Origin of the sequence: Marinicellulosiphila megalodicopiae, from assembly GCF_045862395.1 — a bacterium.
GTDB lineage: Bacteria > Pseudomonadota > Gammaproteobacteria > Pseudomonadales > Natronospirillaceae > Marinicellulosiphila > Marinicellulosiphila megalodicopiae.
Genome location: NZ_AP023087.1, coordinates 2608321 through 2633610, shown reverse-complemented (window position 1 = coordinate 2633610; position 25290 = coordinate 2608321). Strand labels below are relative to the sequence as shown.

The window sequence follows — 25290 nt, the reverse complement described above, 5'->3', positions numbered from 1 at the left end:
TATGAAAAATTTTAAATTAGCAAATAGCTTATTGGCTTTGTGTTTATTATGTTCAAGTACGATTGGATATTCTACAGACGCCCTTTCTACAGATGTCCTTGCAACACAATCTGATCGTATGAATCACACAAAAGATGTTGCAGTAATACAACCTGATCAAGCGCATATTATCCCTGAACAATTCGTCCGACGTTGGGACCCTGTGACTTTATTTTTCAAATCTTCAGTTGGTAAAACAGCAGGTACAGAAGAAAGACAACCAGAAAAATGGGTTGAAATGTCGCCATACCATCCTGGTGTGTATACATGGTTAAATGATACAACCTTACAATTTAAACCGATTGAGCCATGGCCTGCGCTTAGGCAAACCAGTTGGAAGTTTGATGAAACTACTGTTGTACTTGATACATTAATGCGTAAACCTTATTCAGTATTACCCTATGACGGTGCGAACAATTTAGAAAAAATTGAACAGATTGAATTGGAATTTACCGAGTCGTTAGATTTAAATGATTTGGCAAATATGCTTAAAATTGAAGTGACGCCATTACCTGCACTTGATTCACAGCATTCTACTTGGTTAGATTATCGTGATTTTACAATCAAAAAAATTCAGAACAAAAATAAAAATGATAGACACAGATTTATTGTCACTTTAAATCAAACCATTCACTCTGGATTTAAAGTCACGTTGCACATTCAATTAGGTAAAAATGAAACGCTGGATCATTCTTTTGTCAGTTATCAATTTCAAACTCAATTGGAGTTTCAATTAACTCAAGCCGGTTGTGCGTATCATTTATTACCTTTTAATGCTCATTCCATATCTTATAGCCAAGCTCAGGCGTTGTTGTGTGAAAATGCTTATGGGACCAATAAACCCTATTTGAATTTTGAATTTAGCGCACCAATTGATCCATTATCGATAGTGGATGTTAAAAACTTAATAAGAATCAGACCGATGGTAGAAGGATTAGAAATTAGCCAATCGGGACAAAACTTATATGTATACGCTAATTTTAAAACTGAGCAGTTATACGAAATTGAAGTCGTGCCAAGTAACATTAAAAGCCAAAATAAACAAACGCTAAATTTAGAAAACAGCAATCATTTTTTTGTTCACTTTCCTAAAAAATCATCTTTTCTATCATGGAAACAAGGCGATGGAATTATGGAAGTGTTTGGGCCTCAAATGCTACCTATGTCCGGCAGAGGTTTTGAAAAAGTAGATTTAAGAATCTACCCAATTGATGCGTTAGATTATAACTTTTGGCCGTTTGATGATCGACCTATTGTAGTTAATGAATCTACAAGACCAGCAGGACCTGGTGAGTTAAGTGATGATAATGCAAAATCCACTTCGTCTATTACTTCAAATGGATTAGCGTTAAAAATTAAAGAATTGGGTTCACCAGTTATTTCTGAAATTGTAAATTTACCCATTGAAAAAGGTCAAGAAGTGTCTTTTGGATTAGATATTTCAAAACACTTAGCTCGAATTTATGGCGCAAATCAACCGGGTTCATATTTGGTGGGTGTCAGAACGTTAGATCAAAGCGAATCTAGAAGCTGGGTAAGAGTACAGGTGACTGATTTATCGTTATCCGTGTTTGAGGAAAAAAATAAAGTTAAATTTTTAGTGACCTCATTAAATTCAGGATTACCAATTAAATCTGCAGTAATTGATATTGATGGACGTGTAGGCAATGCAGCAACCAGATCGACATTAGCCACATTAATTACCGATGAAAATGGTATGGCTACGTTGAATCATTGGGATATTGCCAGACAGTCACAATTAGATAGAATTTCAATTTCATCTGGTCAAGATAATTTAGTTTTAAATCCAAATAATGCCCCTAACAAATATAAAAACGCGGTATGGCAAACACAATATGGATGGCTTGACTGGTTAAGTTATTATCGAGCGCCTACCGATGAGAATGGGCGTTATGTGTGTCATTTATATACGGAGCGACCAGTATATAAGCCTGAAGATAAAGTGTATTTAAATGGTTATGTGCGTTGGTATGATTTACAAACTTTGAAACTTAGCAAAAAAAATCCTAAAGGTCACCTTGTGGTTAATGGTCCTAGTGGACGTGAATGGTTGTTTGAAATTGAAGCGAATAACTCAAAGGATTTAAGACAAATTTTTGAAGATGATGATTTACCAACTGGTTATTACAGTGCAACTTATCGTTTTGGCTATCAAAACTGTGGCCAAGTGAGTTTTAAAAAAGAAGCGTATAAAGTACCGAAATTTGAAGTACAAATTCATGGTGATGACGTGGTTGCGTTAGATAAAGAATTTGAAGTTGAAGCCATTGCAGAATATTACGCGGGAGGTCAGGTAGTTGATCAACAGATTTCGTGGAAAGTAACGCAAGTGCCTTATACTTGGACTCCTAAAACTACAGAATTTAAAGACTTTTCATTTTCATCGGATAGTCGTTTTAGTGGTCGAAATGCATTTAGAGCCAGTTCCAATATTTATTTAACTGATAAAACTGATCAAACCGGTTCAGCAAAATTAAGTATTGATCCCACTATAGAAGCGTCATTAAATCCAAGAAGTTATGTGATTGAAGCGACCGTGACGGATATTGATTTACAACAAGTGACCAATACGCAAAAAGTGAATGCAGTGCCACCTTTAGTATTGGGTTTAAAAGTTGATCGATATTTTGAAAAAACAGGTGAATATTTTGCTGATTTAATTGCCCTTGATTACCAAGGTAAAATAATTGAAGGGCAAAAAATGCAAGTGCGATTAATTAAACGTGTTTGGCAGTCTCATTTACAAGCAACAGATTTTTCAAATGGTGAGGCCAAATATATTACTCAAGTCAGTGAATCAACTGTGTACGAAGATACGTTAGTTAGTTTAAATGACATTTTAAAATTACCTGTCACTTTAGAGCAAGCCGGTGTGTATGTTTTAGAGGTGTCTACTTCTGATAAATTGGGCAGACGACAAGAAATTGCGCTTGACTTTTTTGTTGATGGATCTCAGGCAGTGACGTGGTCTAAACCACCAAGTGATGTATTTACAGTAAGTTTAGATAAGAGCCAATATAATCCAGGCGAAGTGGCAACTATGATATTGGAAAGTCCATTTCAAAATGCGATGGCGATGGCTGTGATTGAAAAACCGCTTGGGTTTGATTATGAATTAATTGAAATTGTAAATGGCAAAGCATCATTAGAATTAAAAATTGAAGAGCAATTTATGCCGAAGTTACCTGTCCATTTTTTATTATGGCGTGGAAGACAAGGTAATTTTAATGTACAAGCCAGAATGGATTTAGGTAAACCTACAACCGTAGCGTCTACTAAATGGATTAATGTTTCACCTATTAATAATCTAATTAACGTTGAATTAGATCATGCTGAACAAAAACAACCTGGTGAAGAGTTAGAAATTAAAATTAATTTATCAGATTATAAAGACCAGCCGATTTCAGCAGAAGTGACGTTATGGTTAGTTGATCAAGCAGTGCTGAGTTTAGGCAACGAGCAACGATTGAGTATTATTGATGATTTTATTATGTATCGAGACAGTTATATGTCCATAACCGATACTCGAAATCTTGGGTTTGGTTTTATACCTTTAGATACAAAAGTTGGTGGTGGATTGGCCATGAGCGATATGGCAAAAGAAAAAAAGGCACTAACTGATAATGTAACTGTAAGAAAAAATTTCAAAGATGTGGCATTTTACGATGTGATTTCTGTTGATCAATCCGGTCAAGCAACCGTTAAAATAATGATGCCTGATAATTTAACCAAATTTAAAATTCGTGCAAAAGTAGAAAGTGGCGATCAATTATTTGGTGTTGCGAAAAGTGAGGTGGCGGTTAAGTTACCTGTTTTGGTGCAGCCAGCGTTACCAAGATTTGTTCGATTAGGTGATGCATTTGTTGCCAAAGCGATTGCTCGAGTGATTGATAATACCTCAGGGGATTCTGTTGCAAATATTAAAGTTAATAATGTCGATTTAAAATCAGAGGATACTCAAGAATTCGTATTGCCAAGTAATACACCTGTTGCGTTGAATTTTGATGTTGCCATACCCACAAAGTTAAATCTTGAATCCAAACAAACTGCAGACTTTCAAGTTGCAGTCGCGCGTATAAAAGATAAAGCAAAAGACGCCTTTAAAGTTTCGTTGCCGATTTTGTCTGATCAAAAAATGGTAACTGAGCAACAGCTGATTACTTTAAAACCAAATGAGACTAAAGTGATTGAAGCTATTCAATCTGAAGTGCGTGAGCAAACTTTGAAAGGCGCATTATATATCACTCAGGACGAGCGATTATTATCGTTACAATCGGCGTTATCTTATTTGATTCAATATCCTTATGGCTGTACTGAGCAAAGAATCAGCAAGGCGCAATCGGTTTTATCATACAAACAATTTGATTGGTTAAATACAGGACAGTCTGACAAACAAACTGATGATATTGTGAATCAAACATTAGATTGGATTAAAACTGCTAAAGACGAGAATGGTTTAATTGGTTTTTGGCCAGGGTCAACCGGTTATGTATTTTTAACTTCGATCTCTGTGCGATTTATGCATCAAGCTGAACAAGTTGGTTTTAATGTTGATAAAGCATTTAAACGCCAATTAATTGATAGTTTAAAACGTTCACTTAGAAAAGATTATGCTTATTTTATAACGGGTGAAGAGTATTCAGAGCGTGTGATGTCGCTGTTAACATTAAAACAAGTGGGTCAACTTGATGACAGTTATGTGGCAGAATTAATGCGTAATGCTCAATTTATGAATACACAGGCAAAAGCTTTATTGCTACAAGTGTTATCCTCTAAGCAAGCTAAAATGGATGCTTCAATCGAACAAAGTTTGTGGGATGATATGGTGTTTACTTTATATCAAAATGAAGAGGTGTGGTCAGGATTTCAATCTTCACAAATTAGCCAAGATTTAATATTACCAAGTGACACTCAAACATTAGCTTCAAGCTTACAAGCATTAATTAATGTGAATCCGAATCATCCTAGAGTGAAAGTTTTGTTAGATGGTTTGTTTAATTTATCTTCAACACAAGGGTGGGGCAGTACTCGTGCTAATGCCACGGCTTTAGATGCGCTTATTACATGGATTAAGCAAAACAAAGTGAATGATTCTGCTTTTGAGTTAATGGTTGATGGTAAGTCTGTTGAAGTGATTACAATGGATAGTTTACGTGTCACTGATAATAATCAAATTAAAATAACTAATCCAAATGACTTTGAAGTGACTGTTAAATTAGTTAGGCAGTATATGCCTAAATTAAGTGGTTCAGTTGCAGCAAATGTTAATCAAGGTTTTGTGATTGATCGTAATTGGATTGCAGTTAAAGATAATAAAAAAATTCCAATTGATCAGGTAGGGCAACAATTAAATATTTCATTAGGTGAGGTGATTGAAGAGCATGTTCAAATTATTAATCCAGAAAATAGAGTTCAGGTGGCGATTCAAATTCCAATTGCTGCTGGATTTGAGCCTTTAAATCCTGAATTAAATATTTCAAGTTCTGACGCTAAACCAAGTGGACAAATCACTTTAAAACCATCCTATGTGCAATATTTAGATGATTCAGTGTCCTATTATTATGATCAATTACCAAAAGGCAGTTTTGATTTCTTCTTTAGAGTTAGAGCGACAACTCAAGGTGAATTTACTCAACCCCCTGCCAATGTTCAAATGATGTATAACGATGGAGTATGGGCTCAATCATTTGGTGCAAAAGTTGTAATCAATGCGTTGGATCAATAAAAACTTTTTAAAACTATGTGCTTATTTGATTATAAGTTTCATAGTTTTTATTTTGGTTGTGGTTATACAGGCTTGGCCAAAGTCTACATTAATAGCTTATGAGCCAAGTGTGTTGTTGCTTGATACCAATGAAAATTTTTTAGCGCAATTTGAATCAAAGCATCAAGGTGAATCTAAAGGGTACGGGTATTGGTTTCATGATCAACTGCCCAAGCGATTTGTTGATGCGACATTAGCCTTGGAAGACCGTGATTTTTATTCCCATGTTGGTGTGGATTTTTCTGCAGTTATTCGAGCATTTTGGCAAAATCTAATAAATGCACAGCGTATTTCTGGTGCGTCTACCATTACCATGCAAGTTGTGCGTGGCCAGAATCCAGCTGAACGAAATTATTGGAATAAATTAATTGAAGCGGTCGCAGCAATTATTATGACACAGCGTTATGGAAGAGATGCTGTGTTAGATCAGTATTTAAAAATTGTACCCTATGCCAATCAAATTCACGGCGCGCAATACGCTTCAAGAAAATACTTCAATAAAACAACTGCTGATTTAAGTTGGGCGCAAATTGCTTTGTTAGCTGCAATTCCGCAAAACCCTACATTAATGAATCCGTTGAGATACACCTCCCGTCAAAGAGCAATTAAACGCGGCAAATCAATTTTGTTGTATCTGCATCAACAACAATTAATTGATGAAGTTCAATATGAATTGGCTATGATTCAGATTGAACAAATTTTACCACCTGAGTCAGAAAATAGACCGTTGTTGGCTATGCATGCTATTTTGCATGTCCAGAAGCTGTTAGAAAATAATGCAATAAATTTAGACGATACAATCAAAAAACAGCCGTTGTTGGTTTCTTCTTTGGATTTGGCGATTCAAAAAAAAGTAAATGATGTGTCATCGCAATATATCAATTGGTTTCGCGCTAAAGGCGCCAGTAACGTTGCGATTATTGTTTTAGATCAATCTAATTTGCAGGTGAAAGCTTGGTTAGGTTCGGATGATTATTCTAATGATCAGCAGTTTGGCAAAATTGATTACACTCAAGTTAAACGCTCACCAGGAAGCACATTAAAACCGCATATTTATGCCATGGCGCTTGATCAAAATATTATTACTCCTGCAACGGTTTTGGATGATTTGCCGAATTCAGAAACATTAATTAGAAATGCCGACTATCAGTTTTTAGGACCGATGCTACCAAGACAGGCACTGTCAAATTCTAGAAATGTGCCTGTCGTCAATTTAACGAACCAAATTGGCTTAAGTCGTGTTTACTCGTTTTTAAGTGAATTGCAGTTGCATCAAAATAATCAGCCTTCTAGTTTTTATGGTAACGCCATTGCGATTGGGTCGATGTCTGTGACGTTAGAGGAGTTGATTAACTCATACAGTGTTTACTCTCAAAAAGGGCATTACCAAGCGTTAAAGTGGTTTGAATGGCAAAATCCGCATAAGGTTAAGATTCTAAGTGAGCAGGTAGGGGATTTAATTTCATTATTTTTAAGTGATTCACAGGCAAGACTTCCCACGTTTCCAAGAATGGGGACCAGTGAATACCCTTATGACGTGGCAGTAAAAACAGGTACTTCGCAACATTTTAAAGATGCTTGGACGGTTGCTTATTCAAAAAAATACATTGTTGCGGCATGGGTAGGCAATGCAAACATGACAAGTATGGATGGTTTAAGTGGTAGCGCAAGTGCTGCAGTATTAGCAAAAGATGTGTTGTTGTCGCTTCAAGATACATCCACCGCTTCAGATGAGTTTGTGACACCTAAAGGCTATCAATCGGTTTTACTGTGTTCTGTCTCTGGATTGCTTGCATCAAAAAATTGTCCAAGTAAAACGCAAGAGTGGATGTTGCCTTCTCAAATTCCTACTGAGTTTGATCATAGTTTTGAAAAAGTGCTAAATGAAGATCAATCACAATCATTAAAAGTGAATTTGCCTGCGCGTTATGATTTATGGCTGTCTAGTCATAACCAGTATTCACAGTTAAAACATTTGCAGGGTAATCAAGGTGAGTTTTTAAGTGATCAGACAAAAATAAAATTTGATATCAGACAGCCAAAGAGCGATTCAATTCTCATAATGAATCCTGAAATGCCAAAATCTATGCAGTTTACTCAATTCAAAGCGCAGGTTTCACCAAGATTGGAGCAGATTGTTTGGTATGTGAATTCTGAAGTGTATCAAACGGCAAGTTATCCTTACACGATTAATTTTGAATTAATACCTGGAGTGTATGATGTGCAAATAGGGGTGCCTAATTCTCCAGAGAAGTCTGAAGTTAGAAGAGTAACGATTATTCAATAAAGGATTTTAAAAACAGGATTTTAAATAGTGGTACCGGTGGGCGGAGTCGAACCGCCACGCCTTGCGGCAACGGATTTTGAATCCGTCGTGTATACCAATTTCACCACACCGGCTTAACGCTTTAAATAGATTGCGTTGAAGAGCTGCGCATTCTAAGGGAATTTCATTTTGAGTCAATGTTTTTTTGTTGTAAGTTGTTCTTTTTATTGAAAATTTTAAGGTGCAGGGGAAATTACACCTTAAAATTATTCACTACGGCCTTTTGCCGATAAGTTTATCGAGCCTTGAATTTCTTGTGACAAGAGCGACAGCTATTAGTTATCTCACTGATTGAGCTTGTTGCGCTTTTAATGTCGCCATTTTCTAGAAACTGTAAGGCTTCGCTTGCTTGTAAGTTTACATCATTCGTAATTGCAGAAAACTCTTCCCATGAGCGCCAAATCCCACTTTTTGCTGCGGTTTTTACGCCATCAGGTGTAACTTTTTCAGGAAAGAATGCTAAAAATGCATCACTTGAGTTCGCTTGAAAAAATTTAGCGGCTTCTTTTAGAATAGCTGAGTCTGCTTGTTCCGCTTTGAATTGGCTGTCTAGTTTTTTGTCCCAGCTTTTGTATTTTTTCATGATTTCTTGACGAGCTTCGATGGATTCAGTGATCGTCATTTCTTTCATGTCAGCAGCGTTTAATGTAAAGCTCGTTACGCAAAGTAGGGTTAAGCTTGATAGTGTTTTTGTTAATGTCATAGTTATTTTTCCAGTTTAAAATGAATAGGGTGCACCTTATTACAATTAGGTGATTCCTTATGCTGTTTACTATAGCGTTTATTTTGGGTAAAAAAAATGGCCACTTGAAAACAAGTGACCATTTTATATTTTTTCATAAAGCTAATTATGCAGCTAAGGCTTCTTTTGCTTTAGTTACTAATTGTGCAAATACTTCTTTATCGAAAACAGCGATATCAGCTAAAACCTTACGGTCAATAGTGATGTCTGCTTTTTTCAAACCGTTGATGAAACGGCTGTAAGACATATCGTTCAAACGAGTTGCTGCGTTAATACGCGCAATCCATAGTGCACGGAACTGACGTTTCCGTTGACGACGGTCACGGTAAGCGTATTGTCCAGCTTTGATAACAGCTTGTTTGGCAACACGATAAACACGTGAACGTGCTCCGTAATAACCTTTAGCTTGCTTTAATATTTTTTTGTGACGCTTACGAGCGGTCACACCACGTTTTACTCTAGGCATATTCTATCTTCCTACTAAATTAAATTAGATGTATGGGCACATACGTTTAACTAAGGCAATATCACTTTTCGCGATTTGCAGCATTCCACGAAGCTGACGCTTACGTTTTGTGCTTTTCTTGGTCAATATGTGGCTACGGAAAGATTGCTTATGCTTAAAGCCATTCGCAGTTTTCTTGAAGCGCTTTGCAGCACCTGAAACGGTTTTCATTTTCGGCATTTTAAATACTCCGCATTCGTTTTACCAAAAGACCCAAATAATTAACCGGATGATTCCGATGAATTACCTCCTAAGCAACCACACTTAGGGGAGTCTAGTTTACTACGTTACTTTTTCTTAACAGGCGCTAACACCATCATCAATTGACGGCCTTCCATTTTCGGGAATTGCTCAACTGTGCCGAGTTCTTTCAGATCTTCCTCAATTCGCTTGAGTAATTTCATTCCGAGCTCTTGGTGTGCCATTTCTCTTCCGCGGTAGCGAAGTGATACTTTGGCTTTATCGCCGTTTTCAAGGAAACGTACCAGGTTGCGTAGTTTTACCTGGTAATCCCCTTCTTCCGTCCCAGGACGAAATTTCATTTCTTTGATTTGAGTCTGCTTTTGTTTCTTTTTAGCAGCCGCTTTCGCTTTTTTCTCTTCAAAGACCTTTTTCCCGAAATCCATTATTTTACAGACAACGGGATCAGAATTGGCTATTTGAACCAAATCTAGAGATACGCTACGCGCAGCCGTTCGAGCTTCTTCAATAGTGACGATTCCGGCTTGTTCGCCTTTCTCATTAATCAAACGACATTCTGTCGCTTCGATTTGATCGTTAACTAAATTACGACCTTTTTTGGCTGGTGTTTCGCGTTTAATAATTATCTCTCCGATTAGTTCTAAATTCGTCCTGCTTTTTTAATTTCGTTATCAAGTAATTCGGTAAATGCTTCTAAGCTCATTTGGCCTAGATCATCTCCTTTACGAGAACGAACCGCAATGACGTCGTTTTCTACTTCTTTGTCGCCCACTACAATTAAGAATGGAACTTTGTGTAAAGTATGTTCGCGGATTTTAAAGCCGATCTTCTCATTTCTCAAGTCCGATTTCACTCGATACCCAAGTTTTTTCAAAGAATCGTGTATTTTTGTGCAATATTCTCCCTGTTTGTCAGTAATATTCAAAATTACTGCTTGGGTAGGGGCTAACCAAGGTGGCATGGCTCCTGCGTATTGCTCAATTAAAATTCCGATAAATCGCTCAAGTGATCCTAAGATCGCTCGGTGAATCATGACTGGTGTGTAACGTTCGTTATCTTCACCAACGTAAGTTGCACCTAAACGTTCAGGCAGTGCAAAATCGAGCTGCACTGTACCACATTGCCATGCACGAGATAAACAATCCATTAATGTGAATTCAATCTTAGGTCCGTAAAACGCACCTTCTCCTGGCAAATATTCAAATTCAATACCACTGTCTGTTAATGCTTGGGCTAACCCTTGTTCTGCCTTGTCCCACATTTCGTCAGAACCAATGCGCTTTTCTGGGCGTGTTGATAACTTAACAATCACATCTTCAAAACCAAATGATTCGTACACATCATAGACTAACTTGATGCACTTGCTCACTTCTTCTTGAACTTGTTGTTCTGTACAGAAAATATGCGCGTCATCTTGAGTGAATCCACGTACACGCATTAGTCCGTGTAATGAACCAGAAGGCTCATTACGGTGACAGCAGCCAAATTCAGCCATACGTAATGGTAGGTCACGGTAAGATTTCAAACCTTGGTTAAATATTTGAACGTGCCCTGGGCAGTTCATAGGTTTAATAGCGTATTCGCGTTTTTCGGAATGGGTAGTAAACATGCCGTCGGCGTATTTTTCCCAGTGACCTGATTTTTCCCAAAGTGTACGGTCCATCATTAAAGGGCCTTTCACTTCGTCGTAATCGTATTCGCGTAATTTTGAGCGAATGAATTTTTCTAATTCTGTGTAGATTGTCCATCCATCATTGTGCCAAAACACCATGCCAGGAGCATCGTCTTGCCAATGGAATAAATTAAGTGTTTTACCTAATTTACGGTGGTCGCGTTTTTCAGCTTCAGCAAGTTGTGTGATGTAACCTGCTAATTGTTTTTTATCTTCCCAAGCAGTGCCGTAAATACGTTGCAACATTTTATTGTCGCTATCGCCACGCCAATATGCACCGGCTACTTTCATTAACTTAAAGTGTTGGCAAAATTTCATGCTAGGTACATGAGGGCCGCGGCACATATCAATGTATTCTTCGTGGTGATATAAGCCTGGAGTTGCATCTGCGTCGATGCCTTCAATAATTTCTAATTTGTACGGCTCGCCGCGTTCTTCAAATACGGCTTTTGCTTCACTTAAAGGTACGGTCTTTTTAACAACTTGGTAACCTGTTTTCGCAAGTTGTTTCATGCGTTTTTCAAGTTTTTTCAAGTCGTCTTCGTGTAAAGGCTCTTCCATGTCAACATCGTAGTAAAAACCGTTGTCGATAACAGGACCAATTGCCATTTTCGTGTTTGGCCATAATTGCTTAATGGCATGGCCTAATAAATGCGCACAAGAGTGGCGAATGATTTCTATGCCATCTTTGTCTTTTGCGGTGATGATCATTAATGTTGAATCTTCAGAAATGATTTCACAAGCATCTACTAATAAACCATTTACTCGGCCTGCAATGGTTGCTTTGCCTAAACCGGTTCCGATGCTTTGAGCGACTTCTAATACAGTTACGGCTTGTTCAAATTCACGTGTGGAACCGTCAGGTAGGGTAATAATAGGCATGTTGTCATCCTCTTTTGCAGTGGTGACTCATACTAGGAGTCACTTGTCATATTACGAAGCACATTATGTGGATGTGTTTCTTTTATTTATAAAAAAAGCGCAGTAGGTGCGCTTTTTTAGGATAATGTTGTCGTAACAGCATTATGAAATTTGGTAGGAACGATCGGATTCGAACCAACGACCCCCACCATGTCAAGGTGGTGCTCTAACCAGCTGAGCTACGTTCCTATTGAGATAATCTCAAAGAGGCGCGGATTCTAAGGAAATTTTAAAAAAGGTGCAAGTATTTGTTGTTAGGATCTGGCAATTTATTAAAATTACCTCAGAAATTCCAAAAATATGAGTGTCTTGTTAAAGGCTATGTGCGATTATTTTAGTTTTTCTTTCAGTTTGATCCACTGATCGCGAATGCTGGCGGCTTTTTCAAACTCCATTGCTTTAGAGGCTTTGTACATCAAATCTTCCAATCGGCCTATTTCTTTAACGAGTTGTGATGGATTCATCTGTTCAGTGCTTCGGTCGTATTCTTTTAAATTGTGTTCTTTAACCTGTTCGCGTCTTGCCGCTTTTCCAGGCACGGCTTCCATGATGTCTCGCACCGATTTAACGATGGCTTGAGGTGTAATGCCTAATTTTTTATTATGAATGATTTGTTTTTCACGGCGGCGCTGAGTTTCATCAATGGCTTTACGCATGGAGTCTGTAATTTTATCGGCGTATAAAATCGCACGACCATTAATGTTACGAGCAGCACGACCAATGGTTTGGATTAACGATCGCTCTGAGCGTAAAAAACCTTCTTTGTCTGCATCTAAAATACACACTAGAGATACTTCAGGCATATCTAATCCTTCGCGCAATAAATTGATACCAACAAGCACGTCAAATTCACCTAAGCGTAAATCGCGAATAATTTCGGTGCGTTCAACTGTGTCGATATCAGAATGTAAATATCGAACCTTAATGCCGTGCTCGGTGAAGTAATCGGTTAAATCTTCGGCCATACGTTTGGTGAGGGTGGTGACTAATACACGCTCGTCTTTTGCAGTAATTACTCGAATTTCTTCAAGTAAATCGTCAACCTGTGTGCTTTGTGGACGCACTTCAATGATAGGGTCTAATAAGCCAGTTGGGCGAACTAATTGCTCAACTACTGCTTGTGCGTGTTCTGCTTCGTATTTAGATGGCGTTGCCGACACATAAACCGCTTGAGGTGCTAGGCGTTCCCATTCTTCAAAGCGAAGAGGGCGGTTGTCTAATGCAGAGGGTAAACGAAAGCCGTAATTGACTAAGTTTTCTTTTCGAGATCGATCGCCTTTATACATGGCGCCAATTTGCGGAATGGTGACGTGAGATTCATCAATAAACAACAATGCGTTTTTTGGTAGGTAATTAAAAAAAGTAGGCGGCGCTTGACCTGGTTCTGCTCCGGTTAAATAGCGCGAGTAGTTTTCAATGCCTGTGCAAAACCCAAGCTCTTGCATCATTTCTAAATCGTAATTGGTGCGTTGTTCAATACGCTGTGCTTCGACTAATCGATTTTCTTGATGAAAAAACTCAAGACGCGCTTTTAAGTCTACTTTAATTTGGTCGCAGGCTTTTAAGATAATGTCTTTAGGTGTTGCGTAATGAGTTTTAGGGTAAACCGTAAAGCGCGGCACTTTTCTTAAGTTTTCATTAGTTAATGGATCAAACAATGTAAGGCGTTCAACTTCGTCGTCAAATAACTCAATACGCAGTGCTTCAATTTCAGATTCAGCAGGAAATATATCAATCACATCACCTTTAACGCGATATTGCCCACGAAAAAAATCCACATCATTTCGAACATATTGCAATTGCGCTAACTGACGCAAAATATCTCTTTGATTTACGATTTGACCAACGCTAATGTGCAAAATCATTTTTAAATAAGATTCAGGAGAGCCAAGGCCGTAAATGGCCGAAACCGTTGCAATCACAATGCAGTCGTTTCGTTCAAGTAGTGCTTTGGTAGCAGATAAACGCATCTGTTCGATGTGCTCGTTAACGGAGGAGTCTTTATCAATAAACGTATCAGAGGCCGCAACATATGCCTCAGGCTGATAATAATCGTAATAAGACACAAAATATTCAACGGCGTTATTAGGGAAGAACTCTTTAAATTCTCCATAAAGTTGGGCTGCTAAGGTTTTGTTGTGCACCATAATGATCGCAGGGCGACCGGTTTGTTCGATGATGTTTGCAATGGTAAATGTTTTGCCTGAGCCCGTTACCCCAAGTAAGGTTTGCGCGGCTAAACCTGCGTTAATTCCTTCGACCAATAGTTTGATCGCTTGTGGTTGGTCACCAGCAGGTTTGTAATTGGATACAACTTTTAAAGGGCGGCTCATGATGTTTCCTAAAGGCTATAAACCAGCCATTGGTTGTCTACTAATTTTAAAACAACTGTTTTTTTACCTTTGAATTGTTGATCTTGAATGTTCATAATCGTATCCATCGTCACAACGCTAAGGCCTGTTGATTGTTTGGTTTCGGTGACGACATTAGAATAAGTGAAATTGGAAATTTGATTTAATTGCTTAATTTCTTCTTCATTTGAATTAGCAATTTTGTCTTTAAACTCACCTGTTGCAAATTCAGCTGCTTTAATGGTGTCATGTTTAGCAAATACTTCAAGTATAAATGAAGTAGCGACAACTTCAGGAGAAAGGCTCGGGCTTTGAGCTGACTTGTTACAGCTAACTAAGCAGAAGAAAAGTAAAAAAATTGAAAGTAAACGCATAAATAAACCTTTTTGTCTTGGGTATAAAAAAGCCCGAATCCTATCAGGATTCAGGCTTTTTTGGAATGAGTTTAAACTATTTGCCAGTATATAATGTTTTGTCGTAGTCGGCACAAAATGCATATTCTGGATTGCTGTCACAATATTCGCTTTGTAAATATAAAGTGACTTCGTCTGCACAAGTTGCGTCGCAATCTTCAGGTGCGTATTGCTGGAATTCGGCAAATGGTTTTGGCATATTGGCTGTGATATAAGTTTTCATGCCTTCGCCAGAAAAGAATGGGGCATTGGCTGCAAATAAATCAGGGCCATTTTTAACTTCATTTGAATTTGGTGTTGCGTGGCAATCACTACAAACGTATTTAAATTCAACTGAGCCTCGTGCGATTTTTGCACCAATTTCTGAGTTGGTGATAGTAGCTGTTCCAGTTTTGCCATTTTCATCGCAAAGTGTTAGGTCCTCTTCGCCTGTACACATTTGATCTTGGATATAAGCTGCAACATCCGATGCGCATTGTGCATCACAATCATCTGCTTCGTTATACGGCATATCCGTTTGGATGTATTCTTCAAGATCAGATAAATGGTAGGTGACACCTAAATAAAACTTGCCATTTTCTTCGCCTAAATCATGACAGTCGGCGCAATAATTTTCAAAAACTTCTTGACCTCTGGCGATTTCCTCAACTTGCGCTTCAAATTCGTCGACACATGATGATAAAAGTAAAACGGATGTTACTGCTGAAATTGTAAATGCTGAAATTGTTTTGATCATGACCTTCCCCTATAAAGGTATTAACTGAAATCATTATTGCTCAGTGTCGTGTAGTTTTCTGTGGGCAAACACTCATACTACAAAGACAGAACATAAATCACACCTTATGGAACGATAACTTAAAAAAGGTGTGACCTAATTAACTTTAAAATGATTATAAACGTTGTTGTACGCTAGCCAGTTTAACGCATAAAGTAAAGATCTGCATCGCTTGATCCACTTCTTTGACTGTAGGGACGGTCGGAGCAATGCGGATGTTGCTGTCTTCTGGGTCGTTACCATAAGGAAAGGTCGCACCAGCAGGGGTCAGTTTTACGCCTGCATCGGCTGCAAGTTGTACGACTTTTTTAGCCAGACCTTTTTGGGTGTCAAAGGATATAAAATACCCTCCATCGGCACTTTCCCATTTTCCTAAATCGGTATTAGAAAATTCTTTTTCTAAATGTGCCAAAACACTGTCAAAACGAGGTTTGATGATTTGAGCGTGTTTTTTCATGTGCGCTTTTAAGCTTTCTGGTTTTTCAAAAAAACGAGCGTGGCGTAATTGATTGGTTTTGTCAGGTCCGATAGTTTGAACCCCAAGTACCGCTTTGAACCCTTTTAAGTTGGTTTCACTTGCTCCTAAAAATGCTACACCTGCACCCGCTAAAGTGACTTTAGAGGTAGAGGCGAATTGCAATACGCTGTCTTGGGTGTTGGCTTGATCGCAGGCTGAAAAAATTGAAGACAGGCTAACTGGGTTGTCGCTTAAATCGTGAATAGCGTAAGCGTTGTCCCAAAATACACGAAAATCTTTATGGGCAATTTGGCCTAATTTAGCAATGCGCTCAACGGTTTGATCGCTATATACCACACCTGTCGGATTGGAATATTTAGGTACGCACCACATACCACGAATACTGCTATCTTGTTTGATTAATGATTCAACGACATCCATATCAGGGCCGTTTGAGGTCATTGGTACGTTAATCATTTTGATGCCAAGCTGTTCACAAATACTAAAATGGCGATCGTAACCAGGAACCGGGCAAATCACCGAAACTTCTTGGGCTAAGTGCCAAGCGCTTTGTTTACCTGTTAAACCAAAGAAATAAGCTGTGCTCATAAGTTGGTACATTAACGTTAATGAACTGCTGCCTTGGGCAAGAATGTTTTCAATTGGCATATCTAATACTGTAGCGCCCATTTCGCGGGATTCTATAATGCCTTCAAGTCCACCATAATTGCGAGTGTCTGTACCGTCTTTGCTTATATAGTCACCGTTTAATATGCCATCCAACGCGTTTGATAAACTTAATTGTTCAGCCGATGGCTTGCCGCGAGTTAAATCTAAGTTTAATTTCAAAGCTTGAAGTTGTTGATATTGCTCGGATAATGATTGTTCAAGTTGAATCAGTTGTTCTGAAGTAGCGTTGTTCAAATCCACGAGGGCACCCTTATAAAAGAAGACGATTACTGCCAAGCCGAGATGCTTAAAGGCAAACTTGCGAATTATAGCTGTATGAATGCAATAGGAAAGTTATTTTTTGCTAAAATCACATTTTGTGAAAATATAACAACAAAAAGGGATGTTTTAGTAGAAAAAGTGTAAAATCCGCTTTTTTATAAGTAAGAATACAGCAAATGAGTGAGCAAGATAATCCTGAAAAAAAACAGCCTTCTAATGATCCACTTCATGGAGTGAGGTTGGACCGAGTGGTCACTGAATTAACTCAGAGGTTTTCTTGGGAAATATTGGCGAAAAAAATCCCTTTAAATTGTTTTAAAAGTAATCAGTCTGTAAAGTCGACCCTTAAGTTTTTAAGAAAAACTCCCTGGGCAAGACAAAAGGTTGAAACCCTGTGGGTGTGGACATTTGTTGATAAAAACTACATTCCACCATCCAGTGAAAGAAGCAAAATATTCTTAGAAAAACAAAAGAAAATTAAAGAATCACGTGGATTTAATCCTTGGTTGGACAAGTGATTTGCAGTTAATGAAAAGTGGGTGGAATGAAAGGTAGGTGGAATGAAAAGTGGGGACACATTAAGGAAAAACGGGAGGAGTGTGTTTGTTTCTAGATAACCAGTACAATCACTAAACAGTACCTAAGACTTTTACCAATTAAAATCAGTAAGCTGCTCAGCCAAATATTCAATCGTAATACACCGGCACCCACACATAAAAAATCTCCAATAATCGGTAGCCAAGCAAATAATAAAACCCAAACACCGTATCGTTTTAATAATGCCATTAATTTGGTTTGACTATTTGAATAGGCATTGATTGTTTGCCATTTAGTTAATAGTCGTCCGCAGTAATAACTGATGATCGATCCTAATGTATTGCCAATTGTTGCAAAAATTAAATAGATAACTGCATTATGTGGAAATTGATGAACTAATGCTGCTAATCCAATCTCAGAAGAGATTGGGATAATTGTGGAGGCAATCAGTGAATGTATAAATAAATAAAGGACATCCATTTAAAATTGACGGGTTTTGCCATCGTTTTGCTTGTCCATCATTTCTAAAAATGAAATATGTGAAGCAATTTCTTCTGGTGATGCTCTGATGACTTTTAAGTTTGAAATTGTATTTTCGCGACGAGTTTCTGAATTGATTGCACCTTCATCTTGGCTTGCATCTAATGATAGGTCTGACTGCCCACCTGTCATTAATAAATAAACGTCGGCTAAAATTTCAGAGTCTAATAATGCGCCGTGTAGAGTTCGGTGTGAATTATCAATGCCAAATCTTCTGCATAATGCATCAAGGTTGTTTTTAGCTCCCGGATACATCTTTTTTGCCATAGCAAGAGTGTCAACAACAGTACAAAAATCTTCTGTTTTACCAAAGTCTTTACCGCCTTTTTTTGCTAGGCGTCTAAATTCGGCATCCATATGACCAATATCAAATGGCGCATTATGAATGACAAGTTGTGCCCCATTAATAAAATCAAAAAAGTCTTGAGCGACTTGTTCAAATAATGGTTTGTCATTTAAAAATTCTGTAGTGATGCCGTGAACGCGCAACGCACCTTCTTCGCTTTCTCTTTGTGGGTTGATATAAACATGGTAATGATTTCCCGTTAATTTTCGGTCTATCACTTCTACACAACCAATTTCTAAAATACGGTTGCCGTCTCTTACGCTGATACCTGTGGTTTCGGTATCCAGTACAACTTGTCTCATTTACGTGTCCTAATTTTTTCGTGTTGGATTGGCCGCTGATACTTTTTGATTCTGTACGGCATTTAAAATCATGGCTTTTTCAAATTGAGGGGTCATAATCATGCCCGGTGTTTTCTTTTTTGCAACAATAATATTCACAGCACCTGACCATGGGAAAATATAGCGCAGGGGTGAAAATAATTTACCTAATTTACTGGAGCCTACAAATTTACTTGAAGGGGGCGCATACACTAAAGAGTAACGTTCTTGCACTTCAAATTCTAATAATTGCATCCAGTCTTGTATGCGACCATATGAAATAAACCGAGCATTCCAAGGGGCTCTTTTAAATAATCGAGCTAACAGACCACGTAACGCCCATAGACTGTAAGGGTTAAACCCCACAAAAATACAATCGCCACCTGGAATTAAAACGCGAGAAATTTCTCTTAAGCTTTCATATGGATTATCACAATAATCTAATAGGTGGTGGGCAAGTATGGCATCCACACTTTCATTGGCAATGCCTAGAGCTTCAGGTTTGCAACAAATGGTGGGGCAGGGGGCTCGATTTTCATTGACTGAAATCAATGTCCCGCAACCAAAACGGTGGTTATCAAACAAAGGTTGATACAGTCCGGAATCTAATTGCAAAATATGTTGTCCTACTTTGCTACTTAAAATTGATTGGATCTGTTTGCGCTCTTGAGCGAATACATATTGACCTAATGGGGTTTGAAACCAATGATTTAAATCGTTTTCGCGCTTTTGTGGTAAATCACCCCGTGAGCTGAACCACTGCTTGATTGGTTTGGTAACTCGTTTAACCATGACGCAACCTAGAAAATGAAAAACGCTATTTTTACAAATGCTCAGATATATAGCAAAACTTCTTGCACACAGGTTATAATTTAATAAGTTGCCACCTTCGTTCTTTATTGAGAATTGGGTTCTATAAAAGGCAATGTTGTTAATAAATGGGATGAAAAGAGTAAAAAATGATGGTAGTTAAATTTAAAATTACAATATTGGTTGTTCTCAGTTACCTTATGATCAGTGGCTGTCAAAGCATTTCGACTTCAAAGTATCACTCTAACCCTTCCAATTCTCAATCTATAGCTGATCGTTTATTTGAGCCTACGCAAATGGATGATCTTCTGGATTTAATGCAAGCGCCCGTAGCTACTGTTTTACCTAATTCTAATATTCAGCAAATCATTGCTTATGAATTTGATGAATATGCTCTGTATCCAGATGATGTTTGGCAGCGTGTGCGCCGTAATAGCCAATTAAACCTTTCAATCGATAACGCACAAATCCAAAAGCATTTAGCCACTTATTTACGTTACCCAAATTATATCGACAAAATGGTCAATCGTTCTTCTCGATACATTTATCATATTATTGAAGAAATCGAAAAACGTGGCATTCCCTCTGAATTAGCATTATTGCCAATTGTTGAAAGCGCATTTGATCCATTTGCTTATTCACATGGAGCAGCAAGTGGCATGTGGCAATTTATTCCAGGTACAGGTAAAGAAAAAGGCTTAAAACAAGATTGGTGGTACGATGGTAGGCGTGATGTCGTGGCTTCAACAGATGCCGCATTAGACTATTTAACTTCGCTTACTCGCTACTTTGGTGGTGATTGGATGCTAGGCTTGGCGGCTTACAATTCTGGCCCTGGTACCGTACAAAAAGCAATGCGTAAAAATAAAGCATTGGGTAAGCCCACTGATTTTTGGTCGTTATCACTACCAAAGGAGACCCGAGATTACGTCCCTAAATTAATTGCCATTTCAAAGATTTTTCAAGATCCTAATCGATATGGCGTGAATTTAATTTCGGTTAAAAATGAAGCGTACTTTGCTCAAGTTGATACTCAAAGCCAAATCGATTTAGCTCAAGCTGCCAATATGGCGCAAACGGATTTAGATGAAATATATAAACTAAATCCTGGGTTTAATCGTTGGGCAACCAGTCCAAATGGACCGCATCAATTATTAGTCCCCATTGATAAAAAAGAAATATTCGAACAAGCCTTAATTGATGTGCCACCTGAAAAGCGCATTGCTTGGGTGCATCACAAAATTAAATCTGGAGATACTGTTAGTTCATTAGCGGTTAAATATGGTTCAACTAAAGAGTTAATTCGTGAATATAATAATTTAACCAATGATAAAATTCGCTTAGGGAAACTCTGTTTAAATAATGCTAAAATATGAGTGTCCATTAATTTTAAATAAAACCTATATATCACATGAAACAACTCAGCTTTACAGACGCAGAATCCCATTTAAAACGAAAACAAACTCGAAAAGAAAAATTCCTTAATCAAATGGAAGAACTTGTTCCTTGGGGCGTTTTTCTGCCTATCATCGAGCCATTTTATCCAAAAATGCATAAAAAAGGTCGTCAGCCTTACCCGCTTGAAACGATGCTTCGTGTTCATTTAATGCAAAACTGGTATACGATGAGTGATCCATCAATGGAGGATGCACTTTATGAAATTGCATCTATGCGACAATTTGCTCGATTAGAATTAACACATAAAATTCCTGATGAAACGACCATCTTAAAATTTAGGCATTTGCTTGAGAAGCATAAATTACAAGAAAAAATGCAACAAGCCATGAACCAAATTATGGTTGATCAAGGTGTATTATTAAAAGAAGGGACACTGATGGACGCCACAATTATTCACGCATCACCTTCAACCAAAAACAAATCGAAAGCACGCGATCCAGAAATGCATTCCTGCAAAAAAGCGAATCAATATTATTTTGGAATGAAAGCGCACGTGGGTGTCGACATGCACACAGGCGTGGCGCACAGCATGACATTTACATCGGCTAATCATCATGATGTGACCGAAGCGCATAATTTATTGCACGGTGAAGAAAAATTAATAGGTGGTGACAGCGGGTATTTAGGTGCGGATCAGCGTGAAGAAAATAAAGATGTTTCAGCCCAATGGCTGATCGCAGAGCGACCAAGTTCATTAGTAAAAAAACACGGGACGGGCACAATTTACAATGACAAAAAAGCCACGGAAAAAATAAAGGCGCAATTAAGAGCGAAGGTGGAGCATATTTTTAGAATCGTAAAGTGTCAGTTTGGATTTCGAAAAGTGAAATACAAAGGGCTGGCAAAAAATGCGGCACAGCTGACGATGTTATTTACGTTAGCCAATATTTATATGATGAGGAATTTATAAATGAACTAGGCGAGTTGTGCCTAGAATTTGGCAAACCAGTCAAATTCTAGGAAGTATGCGAGTTTTTTCGCAATTTCAGGGTGTTTTTTAGAAAAAAATTGTAAGATTTTTTTTATTGAGTCTTTAGGATTCTAAATCAGAGATTCCTTAGGTAAAACGTTATTGATTCCAACGGCTTCGCAGAAAAGTAGTTTGTATGCTTACAGCGAATCTAATCGCATCGAAGAAAAACAAGCAAGACAGCCACAAAATACTATGAAGTCGACCCATGTGGTAAAAAAAGGCGATTCGTTTTGGAGTTTGTCTCAAGCTTATGATGTAAGTGTCCAATCGTTAGCCAAATGGAATGGGTTAGCACCAAGTGATACATTACGACTTGGACAAAAATTGGTGATATGGCAAAAAAATACTGACAATAATGCAGTCATCAAAAAAATAAGATACACCGTGCGAAACGGAGATTCATTATTTGCCATTGCTTTAAAATTTAATGTGACATTGGATGAAATTAAACAATGGAATCAACCTATGGGTAAATATTTACAACCCAAACAAGTACTGACTTTATATGTCAATGTAAACGAAACGAGCCAAAACTGATGATTGAACTGTTAGAGCAAAAAATACAAAACGCCATAAACCCAATTGAATTATTAGATATTCAAAATGAGTCACACATGCATTCTGGGCCTGCACAAAACTCACATTTTAAATTAGTGATTGTCAGTGATCATTTTAAAGGCGTGATGCCCGTTAAGCGTCATCAAATGATTTATGAGATATTAAAAGAAGAGTTGGCAGGAGAGATTCATGCTTTGGCAATTCATCCGTTTACCATTGATCAATGGGCTAAAAAACAAACAGTACCTGTTTCGCCTAATTGTGCAGGTAAAAATATTTAAGAATTTTTCAAGATGCACTTGTATTAATTAAGTATTGAAAAGGGTTCAACCTTGGTAAGTTGAACCCTTTTTTTTAAGTGTAATAATTTATTTGCTTACGTTATCCCAAATAATGTCTTTTCTTGCAAATGTATAACTTAAGCCAACTGTAAAACTTAATTCAGTATTTACGAAATCCTCATTTTCGCCAGCTGTTAAATTAAAGTCTATTGGTGAGGTAACACCGTAAACGCTGATTCTAGGACTTAAGAAATAATCAGCTCTAAAAAACGGATTAACCCATATATTTGCATCATAGCCTACACCGTCATATTTATATTTACTTAAGTATGCACTTGCTCCTACTTTATAAGCTATACCAGATTGAGCGGTAGCAACGTAACCAAATGTGTAATTGATTGAAGAGCCTAGTGAGAAGTAAGAGTCTTTTATGTCATTGCTATTATTTGTAGATCTATAATTAAAGTTGACACCTGTTGAAACACCTTCAGAAACAAAAAAGGTGGCATTAGGTTCAAATCTAAAAGTTGTTTCGCCGTCATTATTGTAAAAAGATGCATGTCCACCTAATTGAAAGCTGCCCGCTTCAAAGTTTTCACCAATGTTTGCGGACATGGCTGTCACGCACACACTACAGATACCAGCAGTTAAAAGTATTTTTTTCATTTTCTCGTTCCTCTTTATAAAGTTTAATAGCATAAAATGCTCGTTATTTTATGAGGCATTATATAAATCTAAATAATAAATACTATTTAAATATTAGGGTGCTGCTTTAAATTGAATCGTGGTTCAATATTGATAAAAAGCTCGTTAGCCCCGTTGATTTACATCCAGCCATTGAGCCTTGTGTCCTCAAAGGATATAATCGCGCGAATTATTAAATATCAGGATTACTAACCGATGTTTCAAAGCTTAAGCGAACGCTTGTCGGCCAGTTTAAAGTCAATAACTGGGCAGGCAAAATTAACAGAAGACAATATTAAAGACACGTTGCGTGAAGTGCGTATGGCCTTATTAGAGGCGGATGTTGCATTGCCTGTGGTAAAGACATTTGTTGAAGCCGTTAAGCTACGTGCTGTTGGCAGCGAAGTCGCAAAAGCGTTAAACCCAGGTCAGCAATTTCTAAAGATCGTCCAATCTGAACTAGAAATGGTAATGGGCGAGAAAAACGAATCCTTAAATTTAGCCGCTCAACCGCCAGCAGTAATTTTAATGGCAGGTTTGCAAGGTGCGGGTAAAACCACCTCTGCTGCTAAATTAGCTAAGTTCTTAATTGAACGTGAAAAGAAAAAAGTCATGTTGGTGTCTGCGGATGTTTATCGTCCAGCGGCGATTAAACAGCTAGAAACATTAAGTGCTGAAGTGGGCGCAATGTTCTTTCCATCTACTGTTGATCAAGATCCAAAAGACATCGCATCTGCTGCATTAAGAAGCGCTAAAACGTCTTATGCGGATGTGTTAATCGTCGATACAGCAGGTCGTTTGGCAATTGATGATGCCATGATGACTGAGATTCAAGATCTACATGCGCACATTACGCCAATTGAGACATTGTTTGTGGTTGATGCCATGACCGGTCAAGATGCGGCGAATACGGCTAAAGCGTTTAACGATGCTTTACCGTTAACCGGTGTGATCTTAACCAAAGCCGATGGTGATGCTCGAGGCGGTGCGGCGTTATCTGTTCGTCAAATTACTGGTAAGCCTATTAAGTTTATGGGTATGGGCGAAAAAGTCGATGCGTTAGAGCCGTTTCATCCAGATCGTATCGCGTCTCGTATTTTAGATATGGGCGATATGTTATCGCTGATTGAAGAAGTAGAGCGTAAAGTTGATAAAGACAAAGCCGACAAACTTGCTAAAAAAATCAAAAAAGGCAAAGGCTTTGATTTAGTTGATTTTAAAGATCAATTAGAGCAAATGAAAAACATGGGCGGCATTGGCGGCTTAATGGACAAATTACCTGGCATGGGCGGTATGAAACAGGCAGCTGGCATGGTAAATGACAAAATGTTCGTTGAAATGGAAGCATTGATTAATTCAATGACACCCATGGAACGTCGTTTTCCAGACAAGATTGTAGGCTCACGTAAAAAGCGAATTGCAGCAGGTGCAGGTAAGCAGATTCAAGATGTGAATCGTTTGTTAAAGCAGTTTAAGCAAATGCAAAAAATGATGAAGAAAATGAGCCAAAAAGGCGGCATGTCTAAAATGATGCGCTCTATGAATGGCATGATGCCAGGCGGCGGTGGCGGAATGCCAAGAATGTAAATTGTCTTAATTAAAGCCACTTATGTGGCTTTTTTTATGTGTGTTTATTTTAAATGTC

At 37.9% G+C, this 25290-nt stretch carries 21 protein-coding genes and 2 tRNA genes; 8 read left to right on the top strand and 15 right to left on the bottom strand.

Annotated features, from left to right (window positions below; genetic code table 11):
- Position 1 precedes the first annotated feature (1 nt).
- Both TYM08_RS11315 and TYM08_RS11310 read left to right on the top strand, forming a co-directional pair.
- Entirely contained in the window at positions 2–5785 is a 5784-nt protein-coding gene (locus tag TYM08_RS11315) for an alpha-2-macroglobulin family protein (RefSeq protein ID WP_422379255.1), read from the top strand.
- Entirely contained in the window at positions 5769–8111 is a 2343-nt protein-coding gene (locus tag TYM08_RS11310) for a transglycosylase domain-containing protein (RefSeq protein WP_422379254.1), read from the top strand. Before TYM08_RS11315 ends, TYM08_RS11310 begins: the two co-directional genes overlap by 17 nt.
- A 28-nt stretch (positions 8112–8139) precedes the next feature.
- Here the strand turns inward: TYM08_RS11310 and TYM08_RS11305 are convergent.
- The 11 genes from TYM08_RS11305 to TYM08_RS11255 form a co-directional block, all read right to left on the bottom strand.
- A tRNA-Leu gene (locus tag TYM08_RS11305) sits at positions 8140–8224 on the bottom strand.
- Positions 8225–8385: 161 nt separating this feature from the next.
- Positions 8386–8853 (bottom strand): cytochrome c, encoded by a 468-nt coding sequence (locus TYM08_RS11300; protein ID WP_422379253.1) that lies wholly within the window; start codon positions 8851–8853, stop codon positions 8386–8388.
- A 145-nt stretch (positions 8854–8998) separates the two neighbouring features.
- Positions 8999–9358 (bottom strand): 50S ribosomal protein L20, encoded by a 360-nt coding sequence (gene rplT / locus TYM08_RS11295; RefSeq protein ID WP_422379252.1) that lies wholly within the window; start codon positions 9356–9358, stop codon positions 8999–9001.
- Positions 9359–9382: 24 nt separating this feature from the next.
- Complete coding sequence (rpmI, locus tag TYM08_RS11290; RefSeq protein ID WP_422379251.1) at positions 9383–9577, bottom strand: 50S ribosomal protein L35; 195 nt, start codon at positions 9575–9577, stop codon at positions 9383–9385.
- A gap of 107 nt (positions 9578–9684) precedes the next feature.
- Complete coding sequence (gene infC / locus TYM08_RS11285) at positions 9685–10218, bottom strand: translation initiation factor IF-3 (RefSeq protein ID WP_422382831.1); 534 nt, start codon at positions 10216–10218, stop codon at positions 9685–9687.
- Positions 10219–10238: 20 nt separating this feature from the next.
- Positions 10239–12152, bottom strand: a complete 1914-nt coding sequence (gene thrS, locus TYM08_RS11280; protein ID WP_422379250.1) for a threonine--tRNA ligase — start codon at positions 12150–12152, stop codon at positions 10239–10241.
- Between the two features lie 151 nt (positions 12153–12303).
- A tRNA-Val gene (locus TYM08_RS11275) sits at positions 12304–12380 on the bottom strand.
- Between the two features lie 140 nt (positions 12381–12520).
- Positions 12521–14524, bottom strand: coding sequence for an excinuclease ABC subunit UvrB (gene uvrB / locus TYM08_RS11270; RefSeq protein ID WP_422379249.1), 2004 nt, complete (start codon positions 14522–14524; stop codon positions 12521–12523).
- 8 nt (positions 14525–14532) lie between these two features.
- On the bottom strand, positions 14533–14916 hold the full coding sequence (locus TYM08_RS11265; protein WP_422379248.1) for a hypothetical protein: 384 nt from the start codon (positions 14914–14916) through the stop codon (positions 14533–14535).
- 76 nt (positions 14917–14992) lie between these two features.
- Positions 14993–15691, bottom strand: a complete 699-nt coding sequence (locus tag TYM08_RS11260) for a c-type cytochrome (protein ID WP_422379247.1) — start codon at positions 15689–15691, stop codon at positions 14993–14995.
- 154 nt (positions 15692–15845) lie between these two features.
- Entirely contained in the window at positions 15846–17117 is a 1272-nt protein-coding gene (locus TYM08_RS11255; protein ID WP_422379246.1) for an aminotransferase class I/II-fold pyridoxal phosphate-dependent enzyme, read from the bottom strand.
- Between the two features lie 197 nt (positions 17118–17314).
- Between TYM08_RS11255 and TYM08_RS11250 the strand changes: the two genes are divergently transcribed.
- Positions 17315–17656 (top strand): VF530 family DNA-binding protein, encoded by a 342-nt coding sequence (locus TYM08_RS11250; RefSeq protein WP_422379245.1) that lies wholly within the window; start codon positions 17315–17317, stop codon positions 17654–17656.
- 91 nt (positions 17657–17747) lie between these two features.
- Here the strand turns inward: TYM08_RS11250 and TYM08_RS11245 are convergent, their stop codons facing one another.
- Genes TYM08_RS11245 through TYM08_RS11235 form a run of 3 tightly spaced genes read right to left on the bottom strand, consistent with a single transcriptional unit; the run spans position 17748 to position 19673 of the window.
- Positions 17748–18155, bottom strand: coding sequence for a YqaA family protein (locus TYM08_RS11245; protein WP_422379244.1), 408 nt, complete (start codon positions 18153–18155; stop codon positions 17748–17750).
- A complete protein-coding gene (gene dnaQ / locus TYM08_RS11240; RefSeq protein WP_422379243.1) occupies positions 18156–18863 on the bottom strand; it encodes a DNA polymerase III subunit epsilon in 708 nt (235 codons plus the stop codon). It abuts the gene before it with no gap.
- A gap of 9 nt (positions 18864–18872) precedes the next feature.
- Complete coding sequence (locus TYM08_RS11235; protein WP_422379242.1) at positions 18873–19673, bottom strand: class I SAM-dependent methyltransferase; 801 nt, start codon at positions 19671–19673, stop codon at positions 18873–18875.
- A gap of 167 nt (positions 19674–19840) precedes the next feature.
- On the opposite strand from TYM08_RS11235, the gene TYM08_RS11230 reads away from it, so the two are divergent.
- From TYM08_RS11230 to TYM08_RS11215, 4 genes are all read left to right on the top strand, one after another.
- Complete coding sequence (locus tag TYM08_RS11230; protein WP_422379241.1) at positions 19841–21067, top strand: transglycosylase SLT domain-containing protein; 1227 nt, start codon at positions 19841–19843, stop codon at positions 21065–21067.
- A gap of 35 nt (positions 21068–21102) precedes the next feature.
- The gene (locus TYM08_RS11225; protein WP_422379240.1) at positions 21103–22059 is read left to right on the top strand and encodes an IS5 family transposase; all 957 of its coding nucleotides are present in this window, start codon (positions 21103–21105) and stop codon (positions 22057–22059) included.
- Positions 22060–22221: 162 nt separating this feature from the next.
- Entirely contained in the window at positions 22222–22659 is a 438-nt protein-coding gene (locus tag TYM08_RS11220; RefSeq protein WP_422379239.1) for a LysM peptidoglycan-binding domain-containing protein, read from the top strand.
- Positions 22659–22961: a BolA family protein gene (locus TYM08_RS11215; protein WP_422379238.1), complete on the top strand. Its 303-nt coding sequence runs from the start codon at positions 22659–22661 to the stop codon at positions 22959–22961. The genes TYM08_RS11220 and TYM08_RS11215 overlap by 1 nt, the downstream gene beginning before the upstream one ends.
- Positions 22962–23048: 87 nt before the next feature.
- Here the strand turns inward: TYM08_RS11215 and TYM08_RS11210 are convergent, their stop codons facing one another.
- Entirely contained in the window at positions 23049–23627 is a 579-nt protein-coding gene (locus TYM08_RS11210; RefSeq protein WP_422379237.1) for a hypothetical protein, read from the bottom strand.
- Positions 23628–23861: 234 nt separating this feature from the next.
- On the opposite strand from TYM08_RS11210, the gene ffh reads away from it, so the two are divergent.
- Positions 23862–25232, top strand: coding sequence for a signal recognition particle protein (gene ffh, locus TYM08_RS11205; protein WP_422379236.1), 1371 nt, complete (start codon positions 23862–23864; stop codon positions 25230–25232).
- Positions 25233–25290: the final 58 nt, after the last annotated feature.

Coding starts and splice junctions, on each gene's coding strand:
- TYM08_RS11315 (WP_422379255.1), top strand. CDS start 2: ATGAAAAATTTTAAATTAGCAAATAGCTTATTGGCTTTGTGTTTATTA.
- TYM08_RS11310 (WP_422379254.1), top strand. CDS start 5,769: ATGCGTTGGATCAATAAAAACTTTTTAAAACTATGTGCTTATTTGATT.
- TYM08_RS11300 (WP_422379253.1), bottom strand. CDS start 8,853: ATGACATTAACAAAAACACTATCAAGCTTAACCCTACTTTGCGTAACG.
- rplT (WP_422379252.1), bottom strand. CDS start 9,358: ATGCCTAGAGTAAAACGTGGTGTGACCGCTCGTAAGCGTCACAAAAAA.
- rpmI (WP_422379251.1), bottom strand. CDS start 9,577: ATGCCGAAAATGAAAACCGTTTCAGGTGCTGCAAAGCGCTTCAAGAAA.
- thrS (WP_422379250.1), bottom strand. CDS start 12,152: ATGCCTATTATTACCCTACCTGACGGTTCCACACGTGAATTTGAACAA.
- uvrB (WP_422379249.1), bottom strand. CDS start 14,524: ATGAGCCGCCCTTTAAAAGTTGTATCCAATTACAAACCTGCTGGTGAC.
- TYM08_RS11265 (WP_422379248.1), bottom strand. CDS start 14,916: ATGCGTTTACTTTCAATTTTTTTACTTTTCTTCTGCTTAGTTAGCTGT.
- TYM08_RS11260 (WP_422379247.1), bottom strand. CDS start 15,691: ATGATCAAAACAATTTCAGCATTTACAATTTCAGCAGTAACATCCGTT.
- TYM08_RS11250 (WP_422379245.1), top strand. CDS start 17,315: ATGAGTGAGCAAGATAATCCTGAAAAAAAACAGCCTTCTAATGATCCA.
- TYM08_RS11245 (WP_422379244.1), bottom strand. CDS start 18,155: ATGGATGTCCTTTATTTATTTATACATTCACTGATTGCCTCCACAATT.
- dnaQ (WP_422379243.1), bottom strand. CDS start 18,863: ATGAGACAAGTTGTACTGGATACCGAAACCACAGGTATCAGCGTAAGA.
- TYM08_RS11235 (WP_422379242.1), bottom strand. CDS start 19,673: ATGGTTAAACGAGTTACCAAACCAATCAAGCAGTGGTTCAGCTCACGG.
- TYM08_RS11230 (WP_422379241.1), top strand. CDS start 19,841: ATGATGGTAGTTAAATTTAAAATTACAATATTGGTTGTTCTCAGTTAC.
- TYM08_RS11225 (WP_422379240.1), top strand. CDS start 21,103: ATGAAACAACTCAGCTTTACAGACGCAGAATCCCATTTAAAACGAAAA.
- TYM08_RS11215 (WP_422379238.1), top strand. CDS start 22,659: ATGATTGAACTGTTAGAGCAAAAAATACAAAACGCCATAAACCCAATT.
- TYM08_RS11210 (WP_422379237.1), bottom strand. CDS start 23,627: ATGAAAAAAATACTTTTAACTGCTGGTATCTGTAGTGTGTGCGTGACA.
- ffh (WP_422379236.1), top strand. CDS start 23,862: ATGTTTCAAAGCTTAAGCGAACGCTTGTCGGCCAGTTTAAAGTCAATA.